This window comes from Streptomyces sp. BE20, assembly GCF_036322525.1.
Lineage (GTDB): Bacteria > Actinomycetota > Actinomycetes > Streptomycetales > Streptomycetaceae > Kitasatospora.
Genome location: NZ_JAQYWW010000904.1, coordinates 17,749 through 35,805 on the forward strand (window position 1 = coordinate 17,749; position 18,057 = coordinate 35,805).

13 protein-coding genes and 1 riboswitch are annotated in these 18,057 nt (G+C 72.9%); of the genes, 5 read left to right on the top strand and 8 right to left on the bottom strand.

The annotated features are described in order from the left end of the window. Positions 1–99 precede the first annotated feature (99 nt). Positions 100–281, top strand: a riboswitch (cyclic di-AMP (ydaO/yuaA leader). Both PUR61_RS19515 and PUR61_RS19520 read left to right on the top strand, forming a co-directional pair. Further along, positions 273–1,604, top strand: a complete 1,332-nt coding sequence (locus tag PUR61_RS19515) for a transglycosylase family protein (protein WP_329880271.1) — start codon at positions 273–275, stop codon at positions 1,602–1,604. (Overlaps the previous riboswitch by 9 nt.) A 189-nt stretch (positions 1,605–1,793) precedes the next feature. Further along, complete coding sequence (locus PUR61_RS19520; RefSeq protein ID WP_329880272.1) at positions 1,794–1,994, top strand: hypothetical protein; 201 nt, start codon at positions 1,794–1,796, stop codon at positions 1,992–1,994. 67 nt (positions 1,995–2,061) lie between these two features. Here PUR61_RS19520 and PUR61_RS19525 read toward each other — a convergent pair whose 3' ends face one another. The 7 genes from PUR61_RS19525 to PUR61_RS19555 all read right to left on the bottom strand — a co-directional run bounded on the left by PUR61_RS19525 (position 2,062) and on the right by PUR61_RS19555 (position 12,954). Further along, positions 2,062–3,081 (bottom strand): LacI family DNA-binding transcriptional regulator, encoded by a 1,020-nt coding sequence (locus PUR61_RS19525; RefSeq protein ID WP_329880273.1) that lies wholly within the window; start codon positions 3,079–3,081, stop codon positions 2,062–2,064. Positions 3,082–3,106: 25 nt separating this feature from the next. Beyond that, positions 3,107–4,813, bottom strand: a complete 1,707-nt coding sequence (locus PUR61_RS19530) for a glycoside hydrolase family 13 protein (protein WP_329880274.1) — start codon at positions 4,811–4,813, stop codon at positions 3,107–3,109. Between the two features lie 77 nt (positions 4,814–4,890). Continuing rightward, a complete protein-coding gene (locus tag PUR61_RS19535; protein WP_329880275.1) occupies positions 4,891–5,805 on the bottom strand; it encodes a sugar ABC transporter permease in 915 nt (304 codons plus the stop codon). Positions 5,806–5,842: 37 nt separating this feature from the next. Next, positions 5,843–6,844: a carbohydrate ABC transporter permease gene (locus PUR61_RS19540; RefSeq protein WP_329880276.1), complete on the bottom strand. Its 1,002-nt coding sequence runs from the start codon at positions 6,842–6,844 to the stop codon at positions 5,843–5,845. 115 nt (positions 6,845–6,959) lie between these two features. Next, the gene (locus tag PUR61_RS19545; protein ID WP_329880278.1) at positions 6,960–8,237 is read right to left on the bottom strand and encodes an extracellular solute-binding protein; all 1,278 of its coding nucleotides are present in this window, start codon (positions 8,235–8,237) and stop codon (positions 6,960–6,962) included. 313 nt (positions 8,238–8,550) lie between these two features. After that, positions 8,551–9,633: an aldose epimerase family protein gene (locus PUR61_RS19550; RefSeq protein WP_329880279.1), complete on the bottom strand. Its 1,083-nt coding sequence runs from the start codon at positions 9,631–9,633 to the stop codon at positions 8,551–8,553. Between the two features lie 276 nt (positions 9,634–9,909). Continuing rightward, on the bottom strand, positions 9,910–12,954 hold the full coding sequence (locus PUR61_RS19555; protein WP_329880281.1) for an ATP-binding protein: 3,045 nt from the start codon (positions 12,952–12,954) through the stop codon (positions 9,910–9,912). Positions 12,955–13,247: 293 nt separating this feature from the next. Here PUR61_RS19555 and PUR61_RS19560 point away from each other — a divergent pair, with 293 nt between their 5' ends. The 3 genes from PUR61_RS19560 (at position 13,248) to PUR61_RS19570 (ending at position 16,787) form a co-directional block, all read left to right on the top strand. Beyond that, a complete protein-coding gene (locus PUR61_RS19560) occupies positions 13,248–14,195 on the top strand; it encodes a terpene synthase family protein (protein ID WP_329880282.1) in 948 nt (315 codons plus the stop codon). Between the two features lie 519 nt (positions 14,196–14,714). Next, positions 14,715–16,238 carry an acetaldehyde dehydrogenase ExaC gene (exaC, locus tag PUR61_RS19565; RefSeq protein WP_329880283.1) on the top strand — a complete coding sequence of 508 codons (1,524 nt, stop codon included), beginning with the start codon at positions 14,715–14,717 and terminating at the stop codon, positions 16,236–16,238. A gap of 225 nt (positions 16,239–16,463) precedes the next feature. Next, positions 16,464–16,787 carry a nuclear transport factor 2 family protein gene (locus tag PUR61_RS19570; RefSeq protein ID WP_329880284.1) on the top strand — a complete coding sequence of 108 codons (324 nt, stop codon included), beginning with the start codon at positions 16,464–16,466 and terminating at the stop codon, positions 16,785–16,787. A gap of 7 nt (positions 16,788–16,794) precedes the next feature. Here PUR61_RS19570 and PUR61_RS19575 read toward each other — a convergent pair whose 3' ends face one another. Then, the gene (locus PUR61_RS19575) at positions 16,795–18,015 is read right to left on the bottom strand and encodes a serine hydrolase domain-containing protein (protein WP_329880285.1); all 1,221 of its coding nucleotides are present in this window, start codon (positions 18,013–18,015) and stop codon (positions 16,795–16,797) included. Positions 18,016–18,057 lie beyond the last annotated feature (42 nt).

An 18,057-nucleotide genomic window follows, 5' to 3' on the forward strand; every position in this document is an offset into this window, starting at 1 on the left:
TCGCAAACAGTGACGTGCCTCACACATGTTTGCGGTTTGAACGCGGCTCTGCTTAACGTGCTCCCCGTTCGTGGCCACACGGACCCAGCTCCCCTGCAACGCCGAGTCCTGCCGTCGGGTGCGCTGGAAGTACGAAGCACCACGGCAGGAGCGGGGGAACCACAGGTAGTTCGCCCAGGCCGGTCCCCGGACCGACCAGGGCTAGGGGTGAAGCCGCGTCCACAGCGCGGCCGGGCAACTCCAGCCCGAATCCGACAGCTCACCTCGCAGGCGTGGGAGAGGACCGCGTCTTCATGCTGCCCACCAACGGCACCCGTCTGTCCAGCCGCACCCGTCGCGCCATCGCCACCCTCGGCGTCGCGGGCATCGGCCTCACCATCCCCTGCCTCACCACCGGCACCGCCTCGGCCGCCTCCGTCGCCACCTGGGACAAGGTCGCCCAGTGCGAGAGCACCGGCAACTGGAGCATCAACACCGGCAACGGCTTCTACGGCGGACTCCAGTTCACCAGCTCCACCTGGGCCGAGTTCGGCGGCACCTCGTTCGCCGCGCGCGCCGACCTCGCCACCAAGGACCAGCAGATAGCGATCGCCGAGAAGGTGCTCGCCGTGCAGGGCCCCGGTGCCTGGCCGGTCTGCTCGGTCCAGGCCGGCCTGACCAAGGGCGGCACCCCGGCCGCCGTCGACACCTCCACGGCCGCCGCCAAGCCGGCCGTCCAGACCCCGGCCCCGGCCGCCAAGCCCGCCGCCCAGCCGAAGGCCACGCAGCCCGCCGCGCCCAAGGCCGCCCAGCCGCAGGCGCAGGCTCCCGCCGCCACCGACGCCGCCCGCCAGGGCGACGGCGGCCAGGACGGGCGCCAGTGGCGCCAGCAGACCGGCCAGCAGGGCGGTCAGCAGGGCGACCGGAAGCAGTCCGCCGACTACACCGTGGCCGTCGGCGACTGGCTCTCCTCCATCGCCGACAAGAACGACGTCCAGGGCGGCTGGGAGCGGCTCTACGAGCTCAACCGCGCCACCCTGACCGAGGGCCCGCACAGCATCTACCCGGGCCAGCACCTGACCTTCGGCGACCGGGCCAAGGGCAACCAGGCCGCGGAGGAGTCCGGCAAGGGCTTCGACTGGTTCAACCGGGCCAAGGACGCGGGGACCGGCACCGCCACCACCGAGCCGGCCGCCCCGGCCACCAAGCCGGCCGCCAAGCCCGCCGCCCAGGCCGAGACCCCGGCCCCGGCCCAGGCCGCCACCGGCAGCATGGCCGCCGCCGTCTCCTTCGCCCAGTCGAAGGTCGGCCAGGCCTACGTCTACGGCGGCACCGGCAACGGCGGCTGGGACTGCTCCGGTCTCACCCAGGCCGCGCTGCGCGCCGCGGGCATCACCGTCCCGCGCGTCGCCGCCGACCAGGCCGCCGCGTCCACGCACGTCTCGCTCGACGCCCTCAAGCCGGGCGACCTGCTGTTCTGGTCCAACAACGGCAAGGACTCCGGCGTCTACCACGTCGCGCTCTACATCGGTGACGGCAAGTACGTCGAGGCCGCCAACCCGAGCTCCGGCGTGCGGACCCAGACCGTGGCCAACTGGGCCCCGGACTTCGCCGGCCGGGTCTGACCCACGGCCGGATCTGACCCGCGAAAGCCCGGGGCCCCCGGGGAGGAGCCAGGTCGCTCCCTCCCCGGGGGCCCCGGTGCGTCCCGCGCCGGACCGCCCCCGGAACCCCGGGCGCCCCGCCCCGGAAGGTCATGGTCAAATCCGGTCGCACCAGGCATGCTGCTGCTCTGTCCCCGAGGAGGAGTCACCATGGCCCAGGTCACCGTCACGCTCGACGCCAACCTCGCGATCGACGCGATGATGCTGTCCGGCACGAAGAGCCCGCAGGACGCCGTCGAACTGATCCTCCGCGACTACCTGGACCGGGGGCGGCGCACCGAGACCCGGACCGGCGACGCCGCCGACGGCCACCGGGTCACCCCGGACCGCCCGGCCGTCCAGGAGGGCTGACCCGCACGACGAACGGCCGGGGTCCGGGAGCGGCCTGCTCCCGGACCCCGGCCGTTCGTCCGATCCGTCAGCGCGCGCCTGCGCCGGTCGAGCCGCGCATCACCAGCTCGGGCTGGAACATGAACTCCCCGCGCTGGGCGGCGTTTCCGCCGACCTCCTCCAGCAGGGCGTCCACCGCGGCGGTGGCCATCGCCTCCACCGGCTGGCGGATGGTGGTCAGCGGCGGCTCGGTGAACGCTATCAGCGGCGAATCGTCGAACCCGACCACCGAGACGTCCTGCGGCACCGTCAGACCCCGCTGCCGGACGGCCCGTATCGCGCCGAGAGCCATCATGTCGCTGCCGCAGACGATCGCCGTGCAGCCCTTGTCGAGCAGCGCGCCGGCCGCCGCGTGGCCGCCCTCCACACTGAACAGGGTGTGGTGGACGAGGCCCTCGGCCTCCTCCCGGGTGCGCCCGAGCACCTCGCACAGGGCGGCGGTGAACCCCTCGATCTTCCGCAGCACGGGCACGTACCGGCGCTGCCCGACGGCCAGCCCGATCCGCTCGTGGCCGAGTTCGGCCAGGTGCTGGACGGCCATCCACATCGCGGCCCGGTCGTCCGGCGAGATGAACGGCGCGTCGATCTTCTCGCTGTACCCGTTGATCAGCACGAACGGCACCCCGCGGCCGGCCAGCCGGGCGTACCGGTCGTGGTCGGCGGTGGTGTCCGCGTGCAGGCCGGAGACGAAGACGATGCCCGCCACGCCCCGGTCGACCAGCATCTCCACCAGTTCGTCCTCGGTGGAGCCGCCCGGCGTCTGGGTGCAGAGCACCGGCGTGTAGCCGTGCCGGCTCAGCACCTGCTCGATCACCTGGGCCAGCGCGGGGAAGATCGGGTTGCTCAGCTCCGGGGTGATCAGCCCGATCAGGCCCGCGCTGCGCTGGCGCAGCCGGGTGGGCCGCTCGTACCCGAGCACGTCGAGTGCCGCCAGCACGGTCTGCCTGGTGGCGGCCGAGACGTTCGCCTTGCCGTTGAGCACGCGGGAGACGGTGGCCTCGCTGACCCCCGCCTGCGCCGCGATGTCTGAGAGTCGCGCCGTAGTCACGGTCCCAGAGCCTATTGCAACCACGTCAGACCGCCCACCAGTCGGTGCTGTCCGGTGCGAGCACCGTCCCGCCGCCGTCGATCAGCGGGTCGGCGCCGGCGGAGCTCAGCAGGAGCCGGCCGGGCACCGGTATCCGGACCGGGCCGGCGGTCGTGTTCACCGTGCAGACGAACGCGCCGCGGCGGAACGCCAGGGTGCCCTCCGGGCTCTCCAGCCACTCGACCCCCGTGCCGGCGCCGAGCTCGGCCCGGGCCCGGCGGACGGCCAGTGCGGAGCGGTACAGCTCCAGGGTGGAGGTCGGGTCGCCGGTCTGCGCCTCGACGCTGAGCCCGGCCCACTCGGCGGGCTGCGGCAGCCAGCTGGGGCCGCCGGCGGTCGGGCCGAAGCCGTACGGGGCCTCGGTTCCGGACCACGGGATCGGGACGCGGCAGCCGTCGCGGTAGCCGTCCTGGCCGGCCTTGCGGAAGAACGACGGGTCCTGACGGACCTCGTCGGGCAGGTCGGTGACGTCCGGCAGGCCGAGCTCCTCGCCCTGGTAGACGTAGGCGGAGCCGGGGAGCGCGAGCATCAGCAGCGTGGCCGCGCGGGCCCGGCGCAGGCCGAGCGCGCGGTCGCCGGCGGTGCGGATCTGGGTGCCGAGGCCGGGCGGGTTGGCGAACCGGGTGGCGTGCCGGGTGACGTCGTGGTTGGAGAGCACCCAGGTGGTGGGGGCGTCGACCGGGCGCATCGAGTCGAGCGAGAGGTCGATCACCGCGCGCAGCTCGGCGGCGTCCCAGGAGGTGCCCAGGTACTGGAAGTTGAAGGCCTGGTGCAGTTCGTCGGGGCGGACGTAGTTGGCGGTGCGCTCGACGGTCGGGGTCCACGCCTCGGCGACGCCGATCCGCTGCCCCGGGTACTCGTCGAGGATCTTCCGCCAGCTGCGGTAGATCTCGTGCACGCCGTCCTGGTCGAAGAACGGCATGACGTCGTTGCCGAGCAGCCTGAGCTGGTCGGAGCCGCCGAGGTCGGGCAGGCCGGGGGCCTTCACCAGGCCGTGGGCGACGTCGATGCGGAAGCCGTCGACGCCCATGTCCAGCCAGAACCGGAGGATGGAGCGGAACTCGTCGGCGACGGCCCGGTTCTCCCAGTTGAAGTCGGGCTGCTCCGGGGCGAACAGGTGCAGGTACCAGTCGCCGGGGGTGCCGTCCGGGTTCTCGGTCCGGGTCCAGGCCGGGCCGCCGAAGATGGACTCCCAGTCGTTGGGCGGCAGTTCGCCGTTCGCGCCCTTGCCGGGGCGGAAGTGGTAGCGGTCGCGCAGCGGGGAGGCGGGACCCTCGCGCAGCGCGCGCTTGAACCACTCGTGCTGGTCGGAGGAGTGGTTGGGGACGAGGTCGACGATGATCCGCAGGCCCAGCCGGTGCGCGTCGCGGATCAGCGCGTCGGCGTCCATCAGGGTGCCGAACATCGGGTCCACCGCGCGGTAGTCGGCGACGTCGTAGCCGGCGTCGGCCTGCGGGGAGGCGTAGAACGGCGAGAGCCAGACGGCGTCCACGCCGAGGTCGCGCAGGTAGGGCAGGCGGCTGCGGATGCCGGGCAGGTCGCCCATGCCGTCTCCGTTGGAGTCGGCGAAGCTGCGCGGGTACACCTGGTAGATGACCGCGTCCCGCCACCAGCCTCTGTCCGCGCCGGCACCGGCCTCGTGAGCGGTGGCGTCGGCGGCGGGCCGGGAGGTGTCGGCCAGGTTCTGGGTCATGGACGGTATCCCTCGGGGATCAGAGGAGCGGGGATCGGAGGATCGGTCGGGCGCGGGGAGCGGCGGTCCGGGCGCGCTCAGGACTTGGAGGCGCCGGCGGTCAGACCGGTCACCAGGTGGCGCTGCACCAGGTAGAAGAGGACCGACGACGGGATCGCGATCAGCACCGCGGTGGCGGCCATCAGGTTCCACTGGGCGTCGTGCTCGCTGACGAAGGTCTGCAGGCCGACGGCCAGCGTGTACTTGTCGGAGCTGAGCATGAAGGTGGAGGCGAAGGCGACCTCGGCCCAGGCGGTCAGGAAGGAGTAGAACGCGGCCACCGCCAGGCCCGGGCGGGCGAGCGGCAGCACCAGCCGCCAGAAGGTCCCGAACGGGCTAAGCCCGTCGACCCGGCCGGCCTCGTCGATCTCCACCGGGATCGTGTCGAAGTAGCCCTTCAGCAGCCAGGCGCAGTACGGCACGGTGGTGGTGGAGTAGACCAGGATCAGGCCCAGGTAGCTGTCCAGCAGACCGAGCTGGGAGAGGATCGTGTACATCGGCACGATCAGCACCGCGATCGGGAACATCTGCGTGACCAGCAGCGACCACATCAGCGGCCGGTGGCCGGGGAAGCGCATCCGGGAGACGGCGTATCCGGTGGAGGCGGCGATCAGCACGCCCACCACGGTGGTCGCGCCGGAGACCAGGAAGGCGTTGCCGAACCAGTGGACGAAGTCGGTGTCGAACAGCACCGTGCGGTAGTTGGACAGCGTCAGCTTGTCCATGATCTCGCCGGGGTGGAGGTAGTCGGTCTTGTCCGGGCCGAGCGAGACGTAGAGGATCCACGCCACCGGGAAGAGTGCGACCAGGCTGGCCAGGATCAGCGTGCCGTGCGCGAGGGCCTTGCCGAGCGGGGAGGGTTCGCCGCGCCGGCGGACCCTGGCCGGCCGGGCGGCCGGGGCCGCGGGGCGTGCGGCGAGGGGGGTGGGGCGGTCGGTGGTGGTGCTGCTCATCGGGATGCCTGCCTTCGTGGTCGCTGGGTGGGCCGGGTCAGCCGTTCGCCTGCTCGTTGCGGGCGAGCCAGCGGCGGTAGAAGGCGGTGAAGACGATCAGGATCGAGAGCAGGATGACGCCGTAGGCGGCGGACTGCGCGTAGTCCCGGGGCTGCTGGCCGAAGCCGAGCCGGTACGCCCAGGTGACCAGCAGCTGGGCGTCGGGCGCGCCGTTGCCGAACAGCAGGAAGATGACGGCGAACTGGTTGAACGTCCAGATCACGCCGAGCAGCACCACGGTGGAGGAGACGGTGCGCAGTCCCGGCAGGGTGACGTGCCGGAACCGCTGCCAGGCGGTGGCGCCGTCCATCTCGGCCGCCTCGTACAGCTCGGCCGGGATCGACTGGAGGCCGCCGAGCAGCGAGATCATCATGAACGGCACGCCGACCCAGGTGTTGACCAGGACGGCCGCGGCCTTCTGGGCGGTCGGGTCGTCCAGCCAGCCGGGTTCGGGCAGGTGCAGGGCGGACAGCACGCCGTTGACGGCTCCGCCGTCGGCGAGCATCAGGCGCCAGGAGAACACGGTGACGAAGGTCGGCACGGCCCAGGGAAGGATGAGCAGCATCCGGTAGACGGCCCGGCCGCGCAGCTTCTGGTTGAGCAGCAGGGCGAGGCCGAGGCCGATGGTGTAGTGCAGGCCGACGCAGAGCGCCGTCCAGGCGATGGTCCAGACGAAGTGCGACCAGAAGCGGTCGTACGAGCCGGGGCCCCAGAGGATGTCGGCGTAGTTGTCGAAGCCGACGAACGTGTAGGAGGCCGGGATCTCGTTGGCGCCGATCTTGCGGGCGACGTTGAGACTGTTGGCGTCGGTGAGGGTGAGCCAGAGTCCCTCGGCGAGCGGGTAGAGCACCAGCACGCCGAGCACCAGCACGACCGGCGCGATCATCGCGTAGGCGTACCAGTGCTTGGCGTACGAGCGCTTCAGGCGCTCCATCAGGCCCGGACGCGGATCGCGCTCCCGGCTGCCCTTGCCGGTGGCGCCCTGCACGGCGACTGACATTGTTCGACACCTTCTCGGGGAGGTCCGCCGCCTCGCTTCGGCGACTGCTGCTACGGGTCCGGCCGTCCGGCCCGCGCGGGAGGGGTGGCGGCGGGCCGGACGGCTACGGGGAGGACTACTTGGCGAAGCCCGGGAGGAGCTTGGCGTAGTCGGTGGCGACGGTGTTCAGGCCGTCCTGGGTCGAGGTGCCCTGGACGATCTTGCCGAGGTTGGTGCCCAGCGAGGCGAACAGCGAGCTGTACTCGGGCAGTTCGGGACGCGGCTTGGCGCTGGAGAGGACCGCCTGGAAGCCGGCGATGCCGGGGTCGGCCTTGACCTCGGGGGTGAAGGCGTCGGTGCGGGTCGGCAGGGTGGAGTTCTTCTGCGCGACGAACGCCTGGCTCTCGGCCGAGGTCATGAAGGCCGCGAACTTCTCGGCGGCGTCCTTGTGGGCCTTGTCGGCGCCGGCGTAGACGGAGATGTTGTGGCCGCCGGTGGGGGCGCCGGCCTTGCCCGCGGAGCCGCCGGGGACGGGGGCGATGCCGAGGTTGGTCCTGTCGGCGAAGGCCGTGCCCTTGTAGATGTTGGTGATCTCCCACGGGCCCTGGATGATCGCCGCGACCTTGCCGCTGTTGAAGGCGTCCATCATGTGCGCGTAGGCGTCGGTGGTGACGTCGGCCTTGGCGGTGCCGGGCGAGGTGAACAGCGTCTTGTAGGTCTCGATGCCCTTGGCCGCCTCGGGCGAGGTGACGGTGATCTTCTTGCCCTTGGCGTCGACGGTGTCGGTGCCCTCGCCGAACAGGAACGGCATCGCGTAGTAGCCGTCGGCGGCCTTCAGCCAGAAGCCGTCGACGCCGGCCTTCTCCTTGACCGCGGCGGCGGCGGTCTTCAGCTCGTCCCAGGTGGCGGGGGCGGCGGTGATACCGGCCTTGGCGAAGAGCTCCTTGTTGTACAGCAGGCCGAGGGTGTCGGTGACCAGCGGGACGCCGTAGAGCTTGCCCTCGTACTTGGCCTGCTGGATCAGGCTGGGCTGGAAGCCGGCGACGTCCGCGGCGGCCGGGGTGCCGTCCAGCGGCTCCAGGAAGCCGGCCTTGGCGAAGGCGGCGGTCCAGCCGACCTCGGAGCGGAAGACGTCCGGAGCGCCCTTGGCCCCCATCGCGGTCTGGAGCTTGTTCTGTGCCTGGTCGAAGGGCACGTTGACGAAGTCGACCTTCACGCCCGGGTTGGCGGCCTCGAACTTCTTGACGAGCGCCTGGTAGTTCGGCGCCTCGTTGGTGGCGTTCGACGTGTCCCAGTAGGTGAGGGTGACCGGCCCGTCGGCCTTGCCGTCCGAGCTGGAGCCGCTGCTGCCACAGGCAGCCATCGAGACCGCGAGGGCCACAACGAGGGCAGAGGCCGCGATGCCACGCCGCATGAGAACTCCTTGGAGGGTGGGGGTGCCCGAGATGTAGGGAGGCAGGCGCATAATGGCTGCCTCGCGCCGACCGCACCGTTGCTGCCGTCGGGCTCGGAAGGAAGTTAACAGCGGGGCAATCACCGCGGAAAGCCCTTGCAGCAAGTTTCTGCAAGAAACGGCGATCGTTACGCCCACGTGTCCTTCACGTTGCCGCACGGTAGTTGACAGGTGTGGAATTTGTGGCGCTATGTCCGGTTCGCCCCGGCCGACCGAAGCCGCCGGGGCCACCCTCCGTACTGAAAACCGGTGAAATCCGCTTGCAGCAGCGGGGTCAGGAGACGCCCAGTCGCAGCACCGTGACCGAGTGGAACTCCTCCCCCGGGCGGAGCACGGTGCTCGGGAACTCCGGGTGGTGCGGGGAGTCCGGGAAGTGCTGGGTTTCCAGCGCGACCCCGGCGAACGGCCCGTACGGCACCCCGCTCGCGCCGGTCACCGCCCCCTGGAACGTGTTGGCCGTGTAGACCTGGAGACCCGGCTCGGTGGTCAGCACCTCCAGGGTGCGGCCGCTGACCGGGTCCTCCAGCAGGGCGGCACGGACCGGGTCGCCGTCGGCCGGACGCGGGCGGAGCACCCAGTTGTGGTCGTACCCGCCGGGACCGGTCAGCTGCGGGTGCTCGTCGTGCACGGACTTGCCGATCGGCCGGGCGGTGGTGAAGTCGAACGGCGTACCGGCCACCGGCTCGACCCTGCCGTACGGGATCTGCCGCTCGTCGGCGGGCGTGTAGCCGTCCGCGTCCAGGGTGAGCAGATGGCCGAGGACGTCCCCGGTGCCCTCCCCCGCCAGGTTGAAGTAGGCGTGGTTGGTGAGGTTGAGCACGGTCGGCGCGGTCGTGACGGCGCGGTACGCGACGGTCAGCTCCCCGGACGGGGCGAGCGTGTAGTCGACGGTGACGTCGAGCGCGCCCGGGAAGCCCTGGTCGCCGTCCGGGCTGTGCAGCCGCAGCCGCACGCCGCCGGGCAGCTCCTCGGCCGCCCACATCCGGTGCGCGAACCCGTCCGGGCCGCCGTGCAGGGTCACTCCGTTGCCGGTCGGGGCCAGCGGGAACTCCTCGCCCCCGACGGTGACCGCGCTGCGGTCGATCCGGTTGGCGTACCGGCCGACCACGGTGCCGTAGTGCCGGGCCGGGCCGAGGATCTCGGTGAGCCGGTCCGTGGAGAGCAGCAGCTGCGCCGGACGGCCCTGCCGGTCGGGCGCGACCAGGGTGTGCAGGGTGGCACCGAGGGAGAGCACGCTCGCCTCGTACGGGCCGGCCTGCAGGGTCCAGCGCTCGATGGCGGCGCCCGCACCCGCGGGCTCGAAAGGCTCGTGCCGCACGGTGGTCGCCTGCGGCCCGTTCGCCGGGGGCGTCGCCATGGCCTGCTCCTCACTTGCGGGGGCGGTGCACCGCCCCCGCGCTGGTTCCGGGTCCCGTCCGGGGGACTGCGCCTCGGCGGGCCCCCGTGGGCGAAAGCCTAACGAGGAGCACCGTGGCGGGGGCGCTCATGAAGCCTCCGCGCGCCGCCCGGCACCTGACCCGCCGACGGACGCGCCGACGCCGCACGCCCGCCGTCCGCCACGCGATCTCCCCGCCGACCGCCGCACCGCCGATGCCCGTGCCGGCGATGCCCGTGCCACCGGTGCCCGGTCCGGTCACGTCCCGCCGGGGAGGTCGCCGTCGAGCCGGAGTCCGTCCGGCCCGAGACCGTCCGCCCCGGCGGCGTCCCGCTGACCGGGCGGCAGGCCGAGCGCGGCGGCCAGGCCGTCCGGGCCGCTGCCGGCCTTCCGGTAGACCGCGGCCAGCCGGCGGTTGACCAGGCTGAGCGGGAGGTCCAGCGTCTCCGCGATCCGCTGCGGCGGCACGCCGCGGACGGCCTGCCGGGCGACGTCCCACTCGGGCTGGCTGAGCATCTCCCGGACGTCGCCCAGGCGGTTGGGCCGCAACCCGTAGTTGGCCAGCTCGCGCCGGGCCCGGTCGACCAGCCCGTCGGCCGCACAGTGCTGTGCCAGCTCGATCCCCTGGTACAGGTACTCCTGGGCGTCCTCCAGCCGTCCGACCCGGCGCAGCGCGGCCCCGAGGTCGACCAGCGCCACCGCGTGCTCGTAGCCGGCCGGCGACTGCCCGAGGTGCGCCACGGCCCGTTCCAGCAGCTCGACCGCCTGCTGGCCGTCCTCGATCTGGGCGTACAGCCGCAGCGCGGTGCCGATCGCCGAGGCGGTGCCGAACCGCTCGGCGTCCGCGACGGACCTGCGGGCGTACGCACGGGCGCGCTCCGGCTCGTCCCCGGCCAGGGCGATCGCCAGATGCCCGGCCCACGGCGCCCAGACCGTGTTGTGCCAGCCCCGCAGGTCCAGCTGGGCACCGGCCTCGGTGAGCGCGGCGGCCGCACCGGCGGGCCGGTCCACGGCGAGCAGCAGCTTGCCGTACAGCGAGGCCGCGTCCGGCAGCACCATCGCGGTGGCGTGGTACGGCGGGTGGAAACCGAAGCCGATGGCGAGGTCCCAGGCCTCCCGGGGCCGGCCGCGGGCGATCAGGGTGTCGACCAGTACACCCACCGCGTCCCAGGCCAGCGGCAGCTTGGGGCCGATCCGCTCGGAGAGCCGCAGCGCCCGGCGCAGGAAGTCCTCGGCCTCGGCGAGCAGGCCGCGCCGGAACCGGGCCAGGCCCATCAGGAAGTAGGCGAAGCCCCGGTGGGCACCGCTCCAGCCGGCCACCTCGAACTGGATGATGGCGTCCGAGAAGAGCCGCTCGGCCTGCGCGATCCGGTCGTTGTAGGTGTAGGAGAGGCCGAGTGTGGCGGGCAGCTCGAAGCCCCAGGTGTTGTCGGTCCAGCCCAGGCCCTTGGGCAGCCGGCCGTTGTCGAGGACGTCGTCGGCGTACCGCAGCGCCTCGGCGGACGGCTCGCCGCGCAGGGTGAGGTCCCAGGCGCGCATCGCGAGGACGGCCCGGTCGGCCGCGTCCCGCCCGGAGAGGCTGTCGCAGAGCGCACCCAGCCGGGCGGAGCGGGCCGGGCCGTCCTCCTCGGACTTGCGGTAGGCGTGCCACATGAACGAGGCGGCCTCCAGCCTGAGCCGTCCCGCCGGATCGGAGACGGTGCGCTCGGCCTCCTCCTGGCAGACCACGGCGGCCTGGCGCAGTTCGCCGCTGTGGGCGAGCACCTCCGAGAGCCGGAAGGTGGCGTCCACCCGCAGCGAGGCGCGCAGCGGACCCTCCTCCGGGTCGAGGGCGAGCTTCAGCTGGTTGACGGTGGCGATCGGGTCGGTGAGCAGCGCGGAGCAGCCGAGCTCGTACAGCACCTCGGCGCGGTCCAGGTCGTCCGGCGGCTCGGCCAGTGCGCGGTGGAGGCAGCGCTGGGCGGCCTCGGGTGCGCCGATCAGCAGGTGCTCGGCGGCGGCCCGGCGGAGCTTGCGGACGGTGCGGTCGTCGCCCTCGCCCGCGAAGGTCTCCACCAGGTGGCGGGAGGCGGCGAGCAGACCGAGCCCGGCGTTCTCGATCTCGGCGGCGGCCACGCCGTGCATGCCGGTCCGGGTGGCCTCCGGCATGGTGTTGTAGATCGAGCTGGCGATCAGCGGGTGGACGAACTCGAGGTTGCCGTTCGGGGTCTGGGTGAGCACCCGTTGCTTGCGCAGCGCCTTGATGGACTCGCGGGCGCCCTCGCCGCTCTGGGTGGAGATCCGGGCGGCGAGGTCCTGCCGGATGTCGGTGCCGAGCATGGCGGCGGCCCAGGCGAACCGCAGGGTGGTGGCGCCGAGCCGGTCCAGCCAGCTCTTGAGGGTCATCCCGGTGGCGTCGACGGCGAGTTCGCGCAGCTGATGGGAGTTCTCCTCGACCGGATCCAGCTCCTGGTCGCGGACCTGGTCGAGCAGGGCGACGACCTCGAACGGGTTGCCGTTGACGACGTTCCAGAACTCGTAGCAGAAGGCGTCCTCGGCCCGGTCGCCGAGTTCGGCACGGATCATGTCGGTCACGGCGACGAGCGAGAGACGGCTCAACTCGTGCTTGCGGGTCGCGAGTCCGGTGACGGCGCTGTGGTGGTCCTGGGACTCCGCCGGCCAGTCGGCGATGTCGTCCCGGTAGGCGAAGACGAGCAGGACCGGGAGCTCGCGGGCCCGGACGGCGAACTGGGAGAGCCAGGCGAGCGATTCGAGGTCGGCCCAGTGCAGGTCGTCGACGATCATCACGAGCGGGGCGCGGCGCGGGGCGAGCTGGGTGAGGACGTAGTCGAGGCCGTCACGGACGCCCTGCGGGTCGAGGCGGCGGGCGCCCTGCTTGGGCTGCTTGAGGCCCATCGCCGGGCCGACGACCTCCTCCCAGGTGCCCATCACCTGGCGGAACTCTCCGGGTTTCAGACTGCCGAGCACGGGCTGGAGCAGCTGCCGCAGGACGTGGTAGGGCTCGTTGAACTGGCGCTCGCCGCCGCGCGCGAAGAGCACGGTGGCGCCCGGGCGCAGCTTGGCGAGGCGTCGGACCTCGTGCAGCAGGGTGGTCTTGCCGATGCCGGGCCGGCCGGAGAAGGTGAGCAGTTCGCCGATCTCGGTGCCGCCGGCGGCGAACTCGCGGCAGAGCTTGTCCACGGCGGCCTCGGCCGAGCGGAGTTCGGCGTCGCGGTCACGCAACCTGACCCGGTTCGGGGCAGCCGCCGCCTCCGGTCCGCCGGACACCGCCTCCGCCCGGAATTCGTTGTCCCGCTCGGTCACCGTCGCGCCCTCCGCCTCGCCGATCCCTGCCCGTGGAGCCGAGGTTAGCGCCGCCGGAGGCGGGGTGGAATCCATTCACGCAGGCCGGGGCCGAGATCGAGGGTTCGAAGGCCTTGCCAAGGGCAATTGCCCTATATCCCTAACGTCCGATCATTGCATCAGATACTCTACGCCCCGCGTAGTGGGTTGATCATGGCACAGCCGCATTTCCCGCACGGCCGAAATTCCTCAACTCCCCCACCGTCACGCCCAGTACCGCCAGCACCCCCACCCCTCGCCGCCCCGGGAGTCCGATGTCTGACGACACCTCACTTCAGATTCCGTTCCCGCACCGTCGCAGCCCCCACGGGCCGTACGCCACCGAACTGCACCGCGCCTGGCTGACCCGTCACCCGCTGCTGCCGGACCCGACCCACCCGTCGTACGCGCACTGGGAGGTGGTCGACCTCGCCGCCCTCGGCTACCCCGACGCCGGTCCCGACGAACTCGCCCTGGCCGCAGACCTGATGGGCTTCTACTTCCTGTTCGACGATCAGTTCGACGGACCGCTCGGCCGCCGCCCCACCGAGGTCGCGCCGATCTGTGACCGGCTGATCTCCGTCCTGCACGGCGCCCGCCCCCACCCGGACTCCGCCGTCGAGACCGCCTTCGCCGACCTCTGGGAGCGCAGCGCCCAGGGCATGCCCGCGCGCTGGCAGGCGCGCGCCGCGTACAACTGGGAGTGGTACCTCGCCAGTCACCCCGCCGAGGCGGCCGGCCGGATCTCCCCACGGCCACCGGACCGCGACGGGTACCTGGTCCTGCGGCGCGGGACCGCCGCCATGGAGACCATCTTCGACATGGTCGAACGGCTCGGCCACTTCGAGGTCCCCCCGGCCGTCCTGCACCACCCGGTGCTGCGCCAGCTCCGCCAGCTCGCCGCCGACATCCCGTCGCTCACCAACGACGTGCGGTCGTACCCGCTGGAGGCCCCGCGCGGCGACGTCAACAACCTGGTGATGATCGTGCAGCGGGAACGGAACTGCTCGGCCGAGGAGGCCTGCTCCGTGGTGATGGGGGAGGCGCAGCTGATGGTGGAACGCTGCCGGGGACTCCACGACCGGCTGCCCGACGTCCACCGGGAGCTCGGCCTCGCCCGGGTCGAACGGAGCCTCGCCCAGCGGTACGCCGACGGCCTCCTCACCTGGCTGGCCGGATACCTGAGCTGGGAGCGCCGCACGGGGCGCTACCAGGCCGCCTAGCCGCCCCTGGCCGCCCCTCGCCGCCCGCCACCGGGCCGTCCCGATCCGGAGTCGACGGTCGGCGCCCCCACGGTGCGCGCCCCCGGCGCCCGACGGCGCCCGCTCTCCGCAGCCCCCTCGCTCCCCCTCCTCTCGCTACCGGCGCAGTCCTCGCGCCCGGCGCGCGGTGGCTGCGCCGGGCGCGAGGCGGGCTCCGGGGGCGCGTGCCGTTCGACCGGACGCGGGCGCACGGGGGCCGCAGGGGGCGGGGGCATGCCCCAGCACCCGTCGGCCCGGCGCGCGGGCACCCGGTTCCGGGGGCGACCGGAAACCGCCACCCTCCGTCGACCCCGGCCGTACGGACCGTAGCCGAACCGGCCGTCCCCGGCTAGGGTGCTGCCCGGCGGGTGTCCCGGTGAGGGGCGCCCGACCCGCGTGTGTGTCCGTACCCTCCGCCGGGCCGCCCCCTGCCGCAGCCCGGCGCGCCGCCCGGCCCGCGTGCCGTGACGGCGCCTGACAGCGCGAGGAGGCACCCAGAACATGCCGGTCTACCTGCCCCCGGGCCAGCCCGGATCCGTCGTCGGCTACCGCCCCCGCTACGAGCACTGGATCGGCGGCCGGTGGGCACCGCCCGTCCTGGGCCAGTACTTCGAGAACCCGAGTCCGGTCACCGGCGAGGTCTTCACCGAAGTGGCCCGCGGCACCGCCGAGGACATCGAGGCCGCGCTCGACGCGGCCCACGCCGCCGCCCCGGCCTGGGGCCGCACCCCGCCCGCCGAACGGGCCCAGGTCCTGCTCCGGGTCGCCGACCGCATCGAGCAGAACCTGGAGCGGCTCGCCGTCGCGGAGAGCTGGGAGAACGGCAAACCGGTCCGCGAGACCCTGGCCGCCGACCTGCCGCTCGCCGTCGACCACCTGCGCTACTTCGCCGGCGCACTGCGCGCCCAGGAGGGCGGCCTCTCCCAGCTGGACGAGGACACCGTGGCGTACCACTTCCACGAACCGCTGGGCGTGGTGGGCCAGATCATCCCGTGGAACTTCCCGATCCTGATGGCGGTGTGGAAGCTCGCCCCGGCCCTGGCCGCAGGCAACGCGGTGGTGCTCAAGCCCGCCGAGCAGACCCCCGCGTCCGTCCTGCTGCTGGCCGAGCTGACCGCCGACCTGCTGCCGCCCGGCGTACTCAACGTGGTCAACGGCTACGGACTGGAGGCCGGCCGGCCCCTGGCCTCCAGCGACCGGATCCGCAAGATCGCCTTCACCGGCGAGACCACGACCGGCCGGCTGATCTCCCAGTACGCCAGCGGCAACCTGATTCCGGTGTCGCTGGAACTCGGCGGCAAGAGCCCGAACCTGTTCTTCGCCGACGTCGCCGCCGAGCGGGACGCCTTCTACGACAAGACCGTCGAGGGCTTCGCGATGTTCGCCCTCAACCAGGGCGAGGTCTGCACCTGCCCGAGCCGGGCGCTGATCGAGTCCGCGGTGTACGACCGGCTGCTCGCCGACGGCCTGGAGCGGGTGCGCGCGCTGCGTCAGGGCAACCCGCTGGACACGGAGACGCAGGTCGGCGCCCAGGCGAGCGACGAGCAGCTCCGCAAGATCCTCTCCTACATCGAGATCGGCCAGGCCGAGGGGGCCAAGGTGCTGGCGGGCGGGGAGCCGGCCGACCTCGGCGGCTCCCTCGCCGGCGGCTACTACGTGACGCCCACGGTCTTCGAGGGCGTCAACGGGATGCGGATCTTCCAGGAGGAGATCTTCGGACCGGTGCTCGCCGTCACCCGGTTCGAGGACTTCGACGACGCGATCTCGCTCGCCAACGACACGCCGTACGGGCTCGGCGCCGGAGTCTGGACCCGCGACGGCGCGACCGCCTACAGGGCCGGACGCGCCATCCAGGCCGGCCGGGTGTGGACGAACTGCTACCACGCGTACCCCGCGCACGCGGCTTTCGGCGGGTACAAGAACTCGGGCATCGGCCGGGAGAACCACAAGGCCGTCCTGGAGCACTACCAGCAGACCAAGAACCTGCTGGTCAGCTACGCGCCGGACGCCCAGGGCCTCTTCTAGGGCGCCGGGCCCGGCAGATACGCGGAGTGGGAAGTCGGGCCGGCCGACTTCCCACTCCGTACGCCACTCCCCGTGGCTCAGCCGGGGACCCGAGGGCAAATCACCCGTATCGGGATCTAAGCACATGAATCCCTCCATATCCTCGACGCGCCGCCGACATGCCCGGCGAGTCCCGGCCGACGCCCTAAACAGGAGGTACCCGACCCTTCACCCCTGGGAGACCGGATGACCATCGCCACCGCCAAACTGTCCGACCCGACCGTGCGCGCCGCCGTCACCGCGATCAACGCCGGCGACCGCGCGGCCTTCGTCGCGCTGCTCGCCCCCGACGCGACCATGGCCGACGACGGCTCCGACCGCGACCTGCAGGACTGGATCGACCGCGAGATCTTCACCAGCCGCGGCCACATCGACGTCCAGTCCGAGTCCGACGGCGGCCGCGCGCTGGTCGCCAACTACAGCAACGAGACCTGGGGCGAGATGCGCACCGCCTGGCGGTTCACCGTCGACGGCGGCCGGATCAGCCGCTTCGAGACCGGTCAGGCCTGATGCCCGCTCAGGACAGGCCGAGACAGCCCCGCACCGCCCGGATCAGCGTGCGGGAGCGGATGTCCCCCGTGACGCCGGGCTGCATCCCGTTGGTCACGTAGCCGAACCCGATCCCGAGGTCCGGGTCGGCGAAGCCCAGCGAGCCGCCCCGGCCCGGGTGGCCGAACGCCGCCGGCGAGGACATCAGCGCGGTCGGGCCGTGGCGGAAGAAGCCGAGCCCGAAGGTGGAGTTGACGATCAGCACCCGGTCCGGTCCGCTGACCACCGGCCCGACCGCGCGGGCCAGCACCTCCGGGCCGAGCAGCGGCGGCAGCGTCCCGCCGCTGCCGCCGTGCCGGTCGGCCACGCCGGCCAGCGCCGCGTAGAACCGGGCCAGCGACCGGGCCGTGCCGATCCCGCCCGCGCCGGGGATCTCGGCGGCCTGCACCGCCGGATCGTTGAGGTCCACCCCGGGCCGGACCGAGGCGAACGCGCGGGCGGTCAGCGACGTCGGGTCCTGGTACGCGTCCCGGACCGCCTGCTTGGGCCGCAGCCGCAGCCCGCTCGGCCCCGTCCGGGCGGCTGCCGGCGCCGGCAGGTCGACCAGCCGGCCGACCCGCGGCGCGGCGCCGGACGGCAGCCCGATCCACAGGTCGAGGCCGAGCGGCCGGGCGATCTCCTCGGCGAAGTACTGGCCGACCGTCCGCCCGCTCACCCGCCGCACCACCTCGCCGACCAGCCAGCCGAAGGTGTACGGGTGGTAGCCGTGCGCGGTGCCGGGTTCCCAGGCGGGGGCCTGGGCGGCCACCGCGGCCACCGCCCGCTCCCAGGTGAGCACGTCCTCCAGGCGCAGCGGCACGTCCAGCGCCGGCACACCCGCCTGGTGCGAGAGCAGCCAGCGCACCGGCACCCGCTCCTTGCCGGCCACCGCGAACTCCGGCCAGTACGCGGCCACCGGCGCGTCCAGGTCGAGCTGCCCGCGCGCGGCCAGCAGCAGCGCGGTGGTGGCGGTGAGGCCCTTGGTCACCGAGCGCAGCACCTGCGCGGTGTCGGCGGTCCACGGCACGGCCGGCGCGGGCCGCCCGCCGACCTCGGGCCGGGCGTCGCCGCCCCACAGGTCGACCACCTTGCGACCGCGCACGTAGAGCGCGAAGGCCGCGCCGAGTTCGCCGTACTCGCGGAAGTTGCGCGCGAAGGCCTCCCGTACGGGCTCGAAGCCCTCGGCCGTCTCGCCCCAGATCTCCACCACCGCGTGTCGCCCTCTTCCGCACATGTGTCCGTCGATCGCCCG